The following is a 12702-nucleotide window of genomic DNA, read 5'->3' as shown; positions in this document are numbered from 1 at the left end:
GGGGCCATGACCAACGAAGACCCGCGACCCACAGCCACTGATATCCCGCCAGGCGCTGCCCGCGAAGAACTGCGGGCTGCCGCCGACACCGTCCTGGCCCGGCTCGTCGGCGCCCGGCAGGGGGAGGCTCGTCTGCGCGAGGATCAGTGGCTCGCCATCGAGGCGCTGGTGGCCGACAAGCGCAGGGCACTGGTCGTGCAGCGCACCGGCTGGGGCAAGTCCGCGGTGTACTTCGTCGCGACCGCGCTGCTGCGCGAGAGGGGCGCCGGACCCACGGTGATCGTCTCTCCGCTCCTCGCCCTCATGCGCAACCAGGTGGAGGCGGCGGCCCGCGCCGGCATTCGCGCTCGGACGATCAACTCCTCCAACACGGAGGAGTGGGAGACCATCCAGGCCGAGGTGGCGGCGAGCGAGGTCGATGTCCTGCTGGTGAGTCCGGAGCGGCTCAACAACCCCGACTTCCGCGACCAGGTGCTGCCCGCGCTGGCCGCCGCCACGGGCCTGCTGGTGGTCGACGAAGCGCACTGCATCTCCGACTGGGGTCACGACTTCCGGCCGGACTACCGCCGCCTGCGCACCATGCTCGCCGACCTGCCGCCCGGCGTCCCGGTGCTGGCGACCACCGCGACGGCCAACGCGCGCGTGACGGCCGATGTCGCGGAACAGCTCGGCACCGGCGGCAGCACGGACGCACTGGTCCTGCGCGGCCCGCTGGACCGCGAGAGCCTGAGCCTGAACGTGCTGCGGCTGCCCGACGCCGCGCACCGGATGGCCTGGCTGGCGGAGCACCTCGACGATCTCCCGGGCTCGGGCATCATCTACACCCTCACGGTCGCCGCCGCCGAAGAGGTCACCGCGTTCCTGCGCCAGAGCGGGTACACCGTGACGTCGTACACCGGGAAGACGGAGAACGCGGACCGTCAGCAGGCCGAGGAGGACCTCCTCGCCAACCGCGTCAAGGCCCTGGTCGCCACGTCGGCGCTCGGCATGGGCTTCGACAAGCCCGACCTGGGTTTCGTGGTCCACCTCGGCTCCCCCTCCTCCCCCATCGCCTACTACCAACAGGTGGGACGTGCGGGCCGCGGCGTGGAGCACGCCGAGGTGCTGCTCCTGCCCGGCAAGGAGGACCAGGCCATCTGGGAGTACTTCGCGTCGATCGCCTTCCCGCCCGAGGAGCAGGTACGGCGCACGCTGGACGTACTGGCCCGGGCGGAGCGCCCGCTGTCCCTGCCCGCACTCGAACCGCTGGTCGATCTGCGCAGATCCCGCCTGGAGACCATGCTCAAGGTGCTTGACGTGGACGGCGCCGTGCACCGGGTCAAGGGCGGCTGGATCTCCACGGGGACACCCTGGACGTACGACACCGAGCGGTACGCCTGGGTGGCCAAGCAGCGCGCCGCGGAACAGCAGGCGATGCGGGACTACGTCTCCACGACCGAGTGCCGCATGGAGTTCCTGCGGCGGCAGCTGGACGACGAGGGAGCCGCACCGTGCGGCCGCTGCGACAATTGCGCGGGCGCTCGGTTCCAGGCATCCGTGTCCTCAGCGGCACTGGACGCGGCGAACGGAGAACTCGGGCGCGCGGGCGTCGATGTCGAACCCCGCAAGATGTGGCCGACCGGGCTGCCGGCGGTCGGCGTCGATCTGAAGGGGCGCATCCCGGCGGGCGAACAGGCGTCTCCGGGACGTGCTCTCGGACGGCTGTCGGACATCGGCTGGGGCAACCGGCTGCGGCCCCTGCTCGCCCCGCAGGCACCGGACGGTCCCGTACCGGACGACGTCGCCAAGGCCGTGGTCGGTGTGCTGGCCGACTGGGCGAAGGGGCCGGGGGGCTGGTCCTCCGCGCAGTCCGACGCACAGCCCCGCCCCGTCGGCGTCGTGACCGTGGCCTCCCGTTCACGGCCGCAGCTGATCCGGTCGCTCGGCGCGGGTATCGCTGAGATCGGCCGCCTCCCTCTGCTGGGATCGGTGGAGTACGTCGGCGACGGCGCACACATCTCCCGGAGCAACAGCGCACAGCGGTTGAAGGCACTCGACGGCGCGCTGGCGGTGTCACCGGAGCTGGCGGCGGCCCTGAAGGAAGCCGACGGCCCGATCCTGCTGGTGGACGATGCCACGGAGACCGGATGGACCCTCGCCGTGGCCGCACGGATGCTGCGCAGAGCCGGGGCCCAGGGGGTGTTGCCGCTGGTCCTCGCCGTGCAGGCGTGACCCGCGTGTCCCCCGGCTGAACACCGGGCAGGTATATAGGCGGCCAATCGCCAGAAAACGGCCCGTGGCCCCAATTGCTCGTTGCCGCAACCCAGTTCGACAGGAAGAATTGGAGTCCGCTCCCCGCTCGGTTCTCCCGTGGTCCGGTAGGGCTCTGCTGCGGCGTGCGCATCCCCCAAGTCCGACCCCGCCCGCAGTCTGGGCGCGTAGCCGAAGGGAGGACCGTGACCTTCGGATTCGCTCCGTCCTCGGCGGCAGCCATGTCGACGTCTGCCGACCTGTCTGCCGCTTCCGCCAACCCACTGGCCCGCATGCTCGAACCCGCCGAATGGGCCTCGGCCGGAATTCCGCTGCTGCGCAATCCCCGTGAGGTCGTCAGCGGGCTGCACGCCCGACACCGGCCGAGACCGGCGACGGCGGTCGTGGCGGTGCTCGATCCGGACGAGCGGCTGCTGGCGAGCGCGTCGTTCACGCGGCGTTCGGCCCCCGCGGACGGCTGGATGTTCCGCAACGCGCTGCTCGCCCAGTTGCGCAAGGTCATCCCGCACGACCTGCGGCGCCGCTCTCCGGTGCGCACGGCCGTACTGCTGTACTGCCGGGACGGCGACGCGCGTTGGACCGAGGAGGACGGGGCGTGGATGTGGGGGCTGCGGGACGCCTGCACGCTGCACGGGTTGCGCTGCGGTGCGTACATCACCCTCACGCGTGACGGCTGGCAGGTTCTCGGCGAGGGGCGTGGTGGGCGCCGGCCCAACACGGACTCCCCAGCGGAGTTCTTCACAGGCGAGGCACTGCCGCCGCTGCCCCGCACGGGAGGGGCCGCGTCGGAGGTACTGCGCCGGGCCGCCGCACGCTGAGGGACCACCCCCAAGCCGTTCCGCCGCCTGACCGACCTGTGGCGACGCACCACTGGCTCATCACGGGGAGGGCGGAGTGCCATGATCACTCGATGGCTCGCCCCGATCGAGTGAGCCGGGTGCCGCCCGACAGTCTGCCGACGCCACGGATCCAGCCAGTGCGCCCGGGCGCCCGTCCAAGCACACCACCTCGTAGCGAACGGAACGAGGCCACCAGCCCCTACCGATCCCGCGCCGCCTCGCACAACTGCCCCGGTGATCGCCGCAGAGCATCCGGGATCGCCGAAGAGGGGTGGCATGAACATGCCACCCCCGGCGACACACGTCAGCCCAGCACATCTCACCGTTGGAACCGGGTGCGATATGCGGGTAGGACGAAGTGACCACTGAGCAGGTACCACCGCGGCGGCACCTTCGATGTCCCGCGGATCGCGTTCCGGACGACGTCCGGAACGCGATCAGACTCCTGCGCCCAGGACCGAGTTGATCTGCTGCGGGTCACCGCAGACGATCAGCAGGGCACCGGCACGGCCGAGGGCCAGCGGCAGGCCCGAGGCGACAGCCTCGGGGGAACCACCGTTGACGGCGACCACGACGACGGGGCGGGAAGCGGCACGGCCGACGGCGGAGGCGTCGGCATAGAAGACGTCGTCACCCGCTTCGTGCTGTGCCCAGTAGGCGGCCTCACCGAAGGAAAGCTCGTGCGCGGCCCACGGGTGGAGGTCGCCGGTGGTGATCACCAGCACCTCACCGGGGGCGCGGCCGGAGTCCAGCAGCAGGTCGACGGCTTCTTCGGCGGCGTCCAGCGCGCCCTCGGCCGAGGCCGGGATGAGCTGGAGCTGCGGGGCGGCGGCAGCGGGTGCCGCAACCTTGGCGGACGGCCCCGGCGCGGCCACGACCGGCTCGCGCGCGGTGCGTTGGGCCGGCATGGGCCGGACAGGACCCGGGCGGCCTGGACGCGGCGGAGCCACGGGGCGGGGACCGGGTACGGGGCGAGGGGTCGGCGCGGTGCGGCTGCTGGCCGGGGTGACGCGGGGACCCTGGGCACTCTCGTGAATCTGAGGCTCCTCGGGAATGAGAGGCATGAGCTGATACTTATCAAACGCCGACACGACGCGCGTCGGCGGGTGGCACATGAGTGCGAACGAAACCGTCAGAAATCGAAGCCGAGCTGACCCTCGATCTCCGGAACGTTTCCGTCCGCCCAGCTGCGGGCTTTCTTGAGATGCCGCCACTGGGGCAGCGCATCAAGATACGCCCACGACAACCGGTGGTACGGGGTGGGCCCCCGCTCCTCCAGCGCGGCCTTGTGGACCGGCGACGGGTAACCCGCGTTGGCCGCAAAACCGAAGTCTGCATGTTCGATGCCCAGTTCGGCCATCATTTTGTCGCGCTGAACCTTGGCGATCACGGACGCGGCCGCGACAGCGATGCAGGACTGGTCGCCCTTGATCACCGTACGGACCTTCCAGGGAGCGCCGAGATAGTCGTGCTTCCCGTCGAGGATGACCGCGTCGGGGCGGACCGGCAAGGTCTCCAGGGCGCGGACGGCCGCGAGACGCAGGGCGGCCGTCATCCCCATCTGGTCGATCTCCTCGTGGGAGGCGTGTCCGAGCGCGTACGACGTCACCCACTTCTCCAACTCCACGGCGAGCGCGGTGCGGCGCTTCACGGTGAGGAGCTTGGAGTCGGTCAGGCCTTCGGGGGCGCGGCGCAGACCGGTGACAGCGGCACAGACGGTGACGGGGCCGGCCCAGGCTCCGCGGCCCACCTCGTCGACACCGGCAATGACCTTCGCTCCGGTCGTGGCGCGGAGGGAGCGCTCGACGGTGTGGGTGGGTGGTTCGTACGGCATGGCGTCCTCAGACTACGCCGCCCGGAGGCCGCCGCGACACCCAGGCTCCCCGAGCGGCCGGACGACCCGCGGCGACACCGGTCGGCGGATGCGGATCAGGCCACGCCGCCGCGCAGCAGCGGGACCATGAGCTGGTCGATCATCCCCTGCAGATCCTGATCGCTCCATTCGCTCGCGCACACCTTGGAGCGATACATCATCATCGCCGGGATGACGTCGAAGACGTACGGGTTGGCCGCGTCCGCTCGGACCTCACCCCGTGCGATCCCGCGGTGGATGACGTCCCGAAGCAGACGCATCGTGGGTTCCACGACACCGCCGAGGATCACTCGATTGAAGCGTTCGGCCTGGGTCACGTCGCATTCGTGAAGGACCGAGCGGAGCGCGAAGCCCGGCTGCGAGAACATCGCCTCCCGCACCCGGCGGCACAGTTCGAGGAGGTCCTCCCGGACGCCGCCGAGGTCGGGGGCCTCGGTCAGGTTCGGCAGGCCCGCCTGGAGCGCGTCGGCGACGAGGTCCTCCTTGGAGGGCCAGCGACGGTAGACCGCCGCCTTACCGGTCTGGGCGCGGGCGGCGACGCCCTCCATCGTGAGGCCGTTCCAGCCGACGGTGCCGAGCTGTTCCAGCGCGGCCTCGAGGATCGCGCGCTCGAGAACGGCACCGCGCCGGCGCGGGGAGGACGCCTGAGCGGGGGCGGCCGTCCAACGCGAAGTAACCATCAGAGTGTCTCCGTTGTGCGGGGAGTGTGCGAGGAGCGGACATCGGGGTGGGGACGAGCGGTGGGTTGCCGGGTGGGGGCGGGCGGCGTGCCGGTGGACCGTTCACGGGGAGCGGCGGTCCCGTCGACATCTTCGGACGGGGACTTGAGTGAACGCTTGCGTTCACTGTCGGGGACTCACTACCGTTGGCGCGACAGTGAACGCGAGCGTTCACTAACGCACTTGTGGGGGAACCATAGTGACGACCTCTCAGTTGACTCAGGACACCAAACCTGGTGCGGCCCGCCGGGAGGGACATCCCGGCATCGCGCTCACCGTCATCGCGGCCTGCCAACTCATGGTGGTACTCGACGCGACGATTGTGAACATCGCGCTCCCGCACATTCAAGACGCGCTCAAGTTCAGCACCACCGACCTGACATGGGTGGTCAGTTCGTACACCCTGACCTTCGGCGGCCTGCTGCTGCTCGGTGCGCGAGCCGGTGACATCCTCGGCCGGCGCCGGGTCTTCATGGCCGGCATCCTGCTGTTCACCTTCGCCTCGCTGCTCGGCGGACTCGCGCAGGAACCTTGGCAGTTGCTCGCCGCGCGGGCCCTGCAGGGCGTCGGTGGCGCGATCGCGTCGCCGACCTCGCTGGCGCTGATCACGACCACCTTCCCGGAGGGACCGGAGCGGAACCGGGCGTTCGCCGTCTTCGCGACGGTCTCGGCCGGCGGTGGCGCCATCGGCCTGCTCGCCGGCGGGATGCTCACGGAATGGCTCGACTGGCGATGGGTCCTCTTCGTCAACGTGCCCATCGGCATCCTGATCGCCGTGCTCACGCCGATGTACATCAACGAGTCCGAACGCCATCCCGGTCGCTTCGACATCGCGGGTGCGCTCACCTCCACCGCCGGCATGGCATCGCTGGTGTACGGCTTCATCCGCGCCGCCGAGGACGGCTGGAAGGACAGCCTCACGATCGGTTCGTTCACCGCGGCCGTGGTCCTGCTGGTGGCCTTCGCAGCCATCGAGACACGGGCCAAGGAGCCCATCACGCCACTGCGGATGTTCGCCGACCGCAACCGCTCCGGCACGTATCTGATCATGCTCAGCCTCGCCGCCGCCATGTTCGGCATGTTCTTCTACATCGTGCTCTTCGTGCAGAACGTGCTGGGGTACAGCCCGATCTCGGCCGGTGTCGCCTTCCTTCCCGTGACGGTGGCGATCGCCATCGGCGCGGGTCTGTCGCAGCGGTTCCTGCCGGTGCTCGGCCCCAAGCCCTTCATGATCGCCGGCTCGGCGCTGGTCACCCTCGGCCTCGGCTGGCTCACCTTCATCAGTCCCGACGACTCCTACCTCGGCGGTGTCCTCGGCCCGATGCTGCTGTTCGGCTTCGGCATGGGGCTGAACTTCGTGACGCTGACGGTGACCGCGGTCGCCGGTGTCGCCCAGCACGAGGCGGGCGCGGCCTCCGGTCTGCTCAACGTCACGCAGCAGGTCGGCGGTTCCCTCGGCCTCTCCATCCTCACCACGGTCTTCGGGACGGCCAGCCGGGACGAGGCCCGGAAGCAGGTCCCGAATTTCCTGGCGGAAGCGTCGCCCGGGCAGAAGGCCGAGTTCGCGAGGACGCACCAACTGCCCTCCCCCTGGAGTCACGACGTGCTGGCCCAGGGCATCTCGACCGCCTTCGTGCCGGCCGTGGCGATGGGCCTGCTCGCCCTGATCGTGGCCACGCTGGTGATCCGGGTGCGCAAAAGCGACCTGGAGGCCCTCTCCGGGGCGCCGGCTCCCGTCGCGGGCTGAGGGTCGTACCGCGGAGGCCGGGCCACGGTCCTGAGGACCGGCGGCGAGAGTCACGGCCCGGCCCTCCGCTGTACGACGGAACCGCACGACCTGGCTCAGCGGTACACGAGATCGTCCCCGATCCGGCTGCACAGGCTCCAGTCAGCGGAGCCGGACGGCGGACGGTCGCGAAGGATGTCCCGGGCCCTGGCCTCACCCCAACTGGTGGCGTACCAGGGCTGGTCCTCCCGTCCCAGGTCGTCGGCGATCATCCGCAGAGCGCACGACCGCATCGGCTCCTCCAGCTTGTCCAGGGCGGGTACGGCGTCCGCCGAGAGGCTCCGCGCGTAGTCGAGGTCGAACTTCTGCGTCTCCTCGTACCGCTGGACGTTCCGCTCGGCGATCAGGCTGTCGGGCGACATCAGTCCGAACGCGAGCACACCGGCCGCCGCACTCGCCGCCACCGCGCGGGGGAGCCAGCGGGCACCCCACACTCCGGCCGCCATGATGAGCACGATGACGAGTCCGAGCCACAGCTCGCCGGCGACCACCGACACCCTGAGCCGCGTGAGCCCATAAGCCTCCACATACATGTCCATACGTCGCACAGCGGATGCCACGACAACGAGCGCCAGCGCGCACAGAGTTCCCAGTACGCCGCGGACCAGCTTGCGGTCGGCCGCGCCGTCCCGTGGCGCCCAGCGCAGCGCGAACACCACGACCAGCAGGGTCAGCAGGGTGACGAGCAGCAACTGCCAGAAGCCCTGGCGCGCGTACTCGGCGTAGGTCTGGCCGGTCTTCTCCAGCACGGCGTCGTAGCCGCCGAACAGGACGGCGAGCTGGACCGCGTTGAAGGCGGCGAAGAGCAGGACCAGCAGGATCAGCGGCAGGGCCCACTCGACGCGGTTCCGCGGACGCCCGGCGGGCACGGCGACCCGGTCCCACTTCGCCGGTGCGGCCGCCGTGTGAGCCACCGCCAACGCTCCCACCAGGCCGAACGCCAGCAGCACCAGACGCCAGGGTCCACCCGTGACGGAGGCGTCCGGCATGAGGTCTCCGAGCAGGCTCGCGAATGCGGAGTCGGCTCCGGCGAACAGGGCGCCGAAGACCAGCAGCAGGACCGCGGTCACCACGAGCGCGCGCAGTCCGACGCCCACACTGCGACGGGCGCCACCGAATCGTTCCCGCAGACCACGCCAGCCCCAGAGGGGTCCGGGGACAAGGGCGTTGAAGACGCCGATCGGTCCCAGGAGGACCGCGGCCCAGGTGCGTCCACCGTTCAGCGCGAGGGAGCCCAGCGCGACCGCGGTCACCACGGCCAGGAACGAAGGCCAGTCCGCGTCCCGCAGAGCGGGCACGATCAGCAGGCCGAGTCCGCCCACGGCCCAGACCAGGCTCCACGCGCGCGTGCGGCGTCCCGCGGCCCGTCCCGCGAAATAGGCGGCGAGTGCTGCGGGGACGGCGACGATCAGGAGGTTGATCGCCAGGCCGTCGTCGAGGAGCAGCATGCTCAGCACGCCGGTCGCGAGCACGGCCCACAGGGTGGCCGTCCGCACGGGCGCGGGCGGCTCCGCCTGAAGTCCGGCGAGCAGCGAGGGCGAGGGGGGCGGCGGAGTCGCCCAGCTGCCGCTTCCGTGGATCTCCCGGTCGGCACGTGCCCGGGACGCTGCCCCCTCGGCCACGGCTCGGGCGTCCTGGGCCGGGGTGCCACCGCCTGGCCCGGCAGCGGAGCCCGCACCGGCCGCGCCCCCGGGCTCCGCCGTCTTCGGAGGCCGTTCCGCGGTCTCCGGGCCCCCCTTGCCCTCTTCAGGACTTCTGCGTGTCGCCGGTGCCTCGTCGCCGGGCTCCGGCGTGGACGGTATGTCGGACAAGGGACCCCCTCCCGACCGGTCTCCGGGCAGCCCTCGACGCGCCACTTCGGCGGGGAGGCTGCCGACCGGTGTCTCGTCGGCGCACACCCGCCATGATCAACGGGCGGCGTGGCGCACAGGCTATCCACGGTCAACGCGGCTGAGGGGCTGGTCGAGGGGCTGTAGCGAGCCTGTGACAGATGAGCGGTTTCCAGCACGGGCACCGTCATGGACCGACCGCCTCTGCGGCCGCCCGGGTCCTGGCGGGCGACACCCGGGCCCCACGCGCACGCGTGGATCCCGCTTGGCGCACGTCCGCCGGCACCCGGGCCACCTCAGCGAGCAGTCCTCCGGAAATCCGTCCGGCGCCTGTCCCGCCACGGGTCCGGTGATGCCGCGCGCCTGTCCGTCCCTACGCCGGCACCCACTCCGGCAGTTCCTCCGTGGCCTCCAGCCAGGCCGCGGGAGGCGATCCGGCCTTCCCCGAGGCGACCACTCCGCCCACGATGGCGCACGTCGTGTCCACGTCGCCGCCGACCTGGGAGGTGACCCAGAAGCCCTTCTCGTAGTCACCCAGGGCGCGGGCGGCCGACCAGAGGGCGAAGGGGACGGTGTCGTGCGCCGACGTGCGCCGTCCGCAGCCGAGGACGGCGGCCACGGTCGCGGCGTCGCCGTAGTCGAGCATGTCCCGGGCGCGCCGCAGCCCGGCACCGACGGCGCTGCGGGGCACCAGGGCGATGACCCCGTCGAGCAGGGTCTCGGCGCTCGGAGGGCCCGCCGGGTCGGCGGCAAGCGCGGCGGCCGCGGCGACGGCCATGGCGCCGACGACGGCCTCGCGGTGCTGGTGCGTCGTGTAGGCGGAGATCTCCGCCTGATGGGTCGCCTGCTCCGGGTCGTCCGCGTACCAGGCGCCCAGGGGGGCGATCCGCATCGCCGCGCCGTTGCCCCAGGAGCCCTGGCCCTTGAACAGGGCGGATGCCAGCTCGCGCCAGTCGCCGCCCTCACGGATCTGCCGCAGCATGCGGTTGACCGCCGGGCCGTAGCCCCGGTCGAAGTCGTGGTGCTCGGCGAAGGAGTGGGCGAGCCGGTCCTGGTCGATGCGTTGGTGCGCGGCCAGCACCGCGACCACGGAGCAGGCCATCTCGGTGTCGTCGGTCCACTGCCAGGGGGTGGGCGGCAGCTCGCGGCGCTTGAGCAGCGGGTAGTTCGCGGGCACGAAGAACTGCGAGCCCAGCGCGTCCCCCACCGCGAGTCCGCGGAGGCTGGCGAGGGCGCGGTCGAGCCGGCCGTCGGGAGAGGAGTCAGCGATCATCGCTCTGCCACTCTATCCGGTGAATCCGTACGATTCCGGCTCACGCCAGCGATCGAAGGGCCGGTCCAGGGTGTACCGGCCGTCGTCCCCCAGAACGAGCATCCGCGTCTCGCCGTTCCCCGGGTTCGACAGGGACTCGAACTCGGCGACCGTCCAGTGGAACCAGCGCATGCAGAACAGCCGCATCGCCAGTCCGTGGGTCACCAGGAGCACGTTCGGCGGGTGGTCGGGAGCCTCGAAACTCCGGTACAGGCTCTCCAGGAAGCCGCCGACCCGGTCGTACACGTCCGCTCCGGACTCGCCCTGCGCGAACCGGTAGAAGAAATGCCCGTAGGCGTCGCGATAGGCCTTCTGGAGACGCACGTCGTCGCGGTCCTGCCAGTTGCCCCAGTCCTGCTCGCGCAGGCGCGGCTCCTCACGCACGCGGACGAGCGCGGGGTCCAGGCGGAAGGCCCGGAACGTCTCGTGGGTACGCCGGTACGGGGAGACGTAAACGCTGACGCGCTCGCGGCCGAAGACATCGTGCAGCCGTTCACCGGTCTCGGCGGCCTGTTGCCGGCCCTTCTCGGTGAGCGCCAGCGCGTGGTCGGGCTCGCGTTCGTACACGGTGTCATCGGCATTGCCCACCGACTCGCCGTGGCGGACTAGAACGATGCGCCGTGGTCGTGCCATGCCAAAACCCTAGATCGTGTCGGCGCGGATCGAGCAGTCGTACGGGCTCATACGGCGTAGGTCACACCGTTCCCGCACATCAGGGACGCGGCGGGAGAGAGGCCGTCAGACGATCCAGCCGGGTTCCAGCTGCACGATGTCGCCGGCGAGGGCGGCCACGTCTGCCTCGATCTGGGCGCGCAGGGCGAGCCTCTCCACCCGTTCCTCGCGGTACTTGCCGTGCTCGCCGGACGACTGCCACATGGACAGGACAAGGAACTCGCTGCCGGGCGCCTCACCGAACAGCCCGCGCACCATGCCGGGCGAACCGGCCATCGCGGGGTTCCAGACCTTCTCCTGCATGAGCGCGAAGTGCTCGGCCCTGTCCTCATGGACACGGCAGTGCGCGACCCGCACCACGTCGGCGTCCGTGAAGCGCGCCTCGAAGCCGGTCTTCACGTCGAAGCGGTGGTCGAACAGCTTGACCTGGGTGTCCTTGAACGTGCCGGACTGCGCGGCGGCCAGCCGGTCGTGGGAGCGGGCCATGAACGAGTCGTAGAAGGCGCGGCTCTCCCAGAAGGAGAAGATGTGGGCGACGCCGGACCGTCCCCTGCTCCATCCCCCGCCCTGCCCCCGGAAACCCGGCTCCCCCAGCAGTCCCGCCCACTTCCGCTGCCCCCGTTCGAAACCGCGGCGATCGACCACGGTGCAGCGAATCCACTTGACCAGCACCGCGCCATCGTAAGGCCACCGGGCGTGGCACCGGTCACGGTCCGGCGGACTTGATCCGCACGGGTGCCGCGGCGCGCGTGGCACGATGGGCAACCGGCCGCGCCTGTCGGGCAGTTGGCCAGGTCACTGCTGGGAGAACGCGGAGGGGAGATCCGATGAACGGTCTCAACAAGGGCATACGCAAAGCCGAGTTGGCGGTCAAGTGGGACCCGAGTCCGGTCGGCGAGCCCGCGACCGATCTCGACATCATCGCGGCGACGTATCCGGCGTCGGCACCGCAGGGGGATCCGGCCTATGTCGTGCACTTCGACAGCCGGTCCCCGGACGGCACCATCTATCTGAACCGGGACAGCAAGGACGGCAAGGGCTTCGGCTGGGACGAGGTCATGACCCTGGAGCTCGATCGCCTCAACAGCCAGTACGCGCGCGTGGTGGTCGGCGTCCTCATCCAGCAGCGCACGGGGCCGAAGACGTTCGCCGGTGTACTGAACCCCGGGTTCCGGCTGCGCGAGGGCTACACCGTTCTGACGGAGGGCGATTTCGGGGACGTACTGGGCTCGACCGCGGCGACCATCGGCGAGTTCGTCCGGGACCACTCCGGGGAGTGGACGTTCCACCCGGGCGTCCACGGCTTCGACACGGACCCCGCCACGTTCGCGCGGGTCATGGGCAGCCCGCAGGAGGCCTGAGGCACCGCCCTTCCGCCCCTTCGGACACCGTCGCGCCCGCGCCTCGGCGTGCGCCGATCGC

11 protein-coding genes are annotated in these 12702 nt (G+C 71.0%); 4 read left to right on the top strand and 7 right to left on the bottom strand.

From position 1 onward, the window contains the following. Positions 1-6: 6 nt before the first annotated feature. Entirely contained in the window at positions 7-2211 is a 2205-nt protein-coding gene (locus B0675_RS17830; protein WP_081219805.1) for a RecQ family ATP-dependent DNA helicase, read from the top strand. A gap of 224 nt (positions 2212-2435) precedes the next feature. After that, on the top strand, positions 2436-3068 hold the full coding sequence (locus B0675_RS17825; protein WP_081219804.1) for a hypothetical protein: 633 nt from the start codon (positions 2436-2438) through the stop codon (positions 3066-3068). A 458-nt stretch (positions 3069-3526) separates the two neighbouring features. Here the strand turns inward: B0675_RS17825 and B0675_RS17820 are convergent, their stop codons facing one another. The 3 genes from B0675_RS17820 to B0675_RS17810 all read right to left on the bottom strand — a co-directional run bounded on the left by B0675_RS17820 (position 3527) and on the right by B0675_RS17810 (position 5642). Next, entirely contained in the window at positions 3527-4153 is a 627-nt protein-coding gene (locus B0675_RS17820) for a hypothetical protein (RefSeq protein WP_081219803.1), read from the bottom strand. Positions 4154-4221: 68 nt separating this feature from the next. Further along, positions 4222-4923: a ribonuclease HII gene (locus tag B0675_RS17815; RefSeq protein ID WP_081219802.1), complete on the bottom strand. Its 702-nt coding sequence runs from the start codon at positions 4921-4923 to the stop codon at positions 4222-4224. Between the two features lie 95 nt (positions 4924-5018). Next, on the bottom strand, positions 5019-5642 hold the full coding sequence (locus B0675_RS17810) for a TetR/AcrR family transcriptional regulator (RefSeq protein ID WP_081219801.1): 624 nt from the start codon (positions 5640-5642) through the stop codon (positions 5019-5021). A 238-nt stretch (positions 5643-5880) separates the two neighbouring features. Between B0675_RS17810 and B0675_RS17805 the strand changes: the two genes are divergently transcribed. Continuing rightward, positions 5881-7428: an MFS transporter gene (locus B0675_RS17805; RefSeq protein ID WP_081219800.1), complete on the top strand. Its 1548-nt coding sequence runs from the start codon at positions 5881-5883 to the stop codon at positions 7426-7428. Between the two features lie 95 nt (positions 7429-7523). Here B0675_RS17805 and B0675_RS17800 read toward each other — a convergent pair whose 3' ends face one another. From B0675_RS17800 to B0675_RS17785, 4 genes are all read right to left on the bottom strand, one after another. Continuing rightward, positions 7524-8999 carry a DUF4173 domain-containing protein gene (locus B0675_RS17800; RefSeq protein WP_241539954.1) on the bottom strand — a complete coding sequence of 492 codons (1476 nt, stop codon included), beginning with the start codon at positions 8997-8999 and terminating at the stop codon, positions 7524-7526. A 670-nt stretch (positions 9000-9669) separates the two neighbouring features. Beyond that, a complete protein-coding gene (locus tag B0675_RS17795; protein ID WP_081219799.1) occupies positions 9670-10569 on the bottom strand; it encodes an ADP-ribosylglycohydrolase family protein in 900 nt (299 codons plus the stop codon). Between the two features lie 12 nt (positions 10570-10581). Then, positions 10582-11241 (bottom strand): histidine phosphatase family protein, encoded by a 660-nt coding sequence (locus tag B0675_RS17790; RefSeq protein WP_081219798.1) that lies wholly within the window; start codon positions 11239-11241, stop codon positions 10582-10584. A 105-nt stretch (positions 11242-11346) separates the two neighbouring features. Next, positions 11347-11952 (bottom strand): DUF4937 domain-containing protein, encoded by a 606-nt coding sequence (locus B0675_RS17785; RefSeq protein ID WP_081219797.1) that lies wholly within the window; start codon positions 11950-11952, stop codon positions 11347-11349. A 155-nt stretch (positions 11953-12107) separates the two neighbouring features. Between B0675_RS17785 and B0675_RS17780 the strand changes: the two genes are divergently transcribed. Continuing rightward, the gene (locus tag B0675_RS17780) at positions 12108-12641 is read left to right on the top strand and encodes a TerD family protein (RefSeq protein ID WP_081219796.1); all 534 of its coding nucleotides are present in this window, start codon (positions 12108-12110) and stop codon (positions 12639-12641) included. Positions 12642-12702: the final 61 nt, after the last annotated feature.

This window comes from Streptomyces sp. M41(2017) (genome assembly GCF_002078175.1).
In the GTDB taxonomy this organism is placed as follows: domain Bacteria; phylum Actinomycetota; class Actinomycetes; order Streptomycetales; family Streptomycetaceae; genus Streptomyces.
The sequence above is the reverse complement of the archived record's forward strand: the minus strand, read 5'-3'. Positions and strand labels throughout refer to the sequence as shown.

What these genes read in the sequence shown, in the direction of transcription:
- B0675_RS17820 (WP_081219803.1), bottom strand. Translation starts at nt 4,153, where the DNA reads ATGCCTCTCATTCCCGAGGAGCCTCAGATTCACGAGAGTGCCCAGGGT.
- B0675_RS17790 (WP_081219798.1), bottom strand. Translation starts at nt 11,241, where the DNA reads ATGGCACGACCACGGCGCATCGTTCTAGTCCGCCACGGCGAGTCGGTG.
- B0675_RS17810 (WP_081219801.1), bottom strand. Translation starts at nt 5,642, where the DNA reads ATGGTTACTTCGCGTTGGACGGCCGCCCCCGCTCAGGCGTCCTCCCCG.
- B0675_RS17780 (WP_081219796.1), top strand. Translation starts at nt 12,108, where the DNA reads ATGAACGGTCTCAACAAGGGCATACGCAAAGCCGAGTTGGCGGTCAAG.
- B0675_RS17830 (WP_081219805.1), top strand. Translation starts at nt 7, where the DNA reads ATGACCAACGAAGACCCGCGACCCACAGCCACTGATATCCCGCCAGGC.
- B0675_RS17815 (WP_081219802.1), bottom strand. Translation starts at nt 4,923, where the DNA reads ATGCCGTACGAACCACCCACCCACACCGTCGAGCGCTCCCTCCGCGCC.
- B0675_RS17795 (WP_081219799.1), bottom strand. Translation starts at nt 10,569, where the DNA reads ATGATCGCTGACTCCTCTCCCGACGGCCGGCTCGACCGCGCCCTCGCC.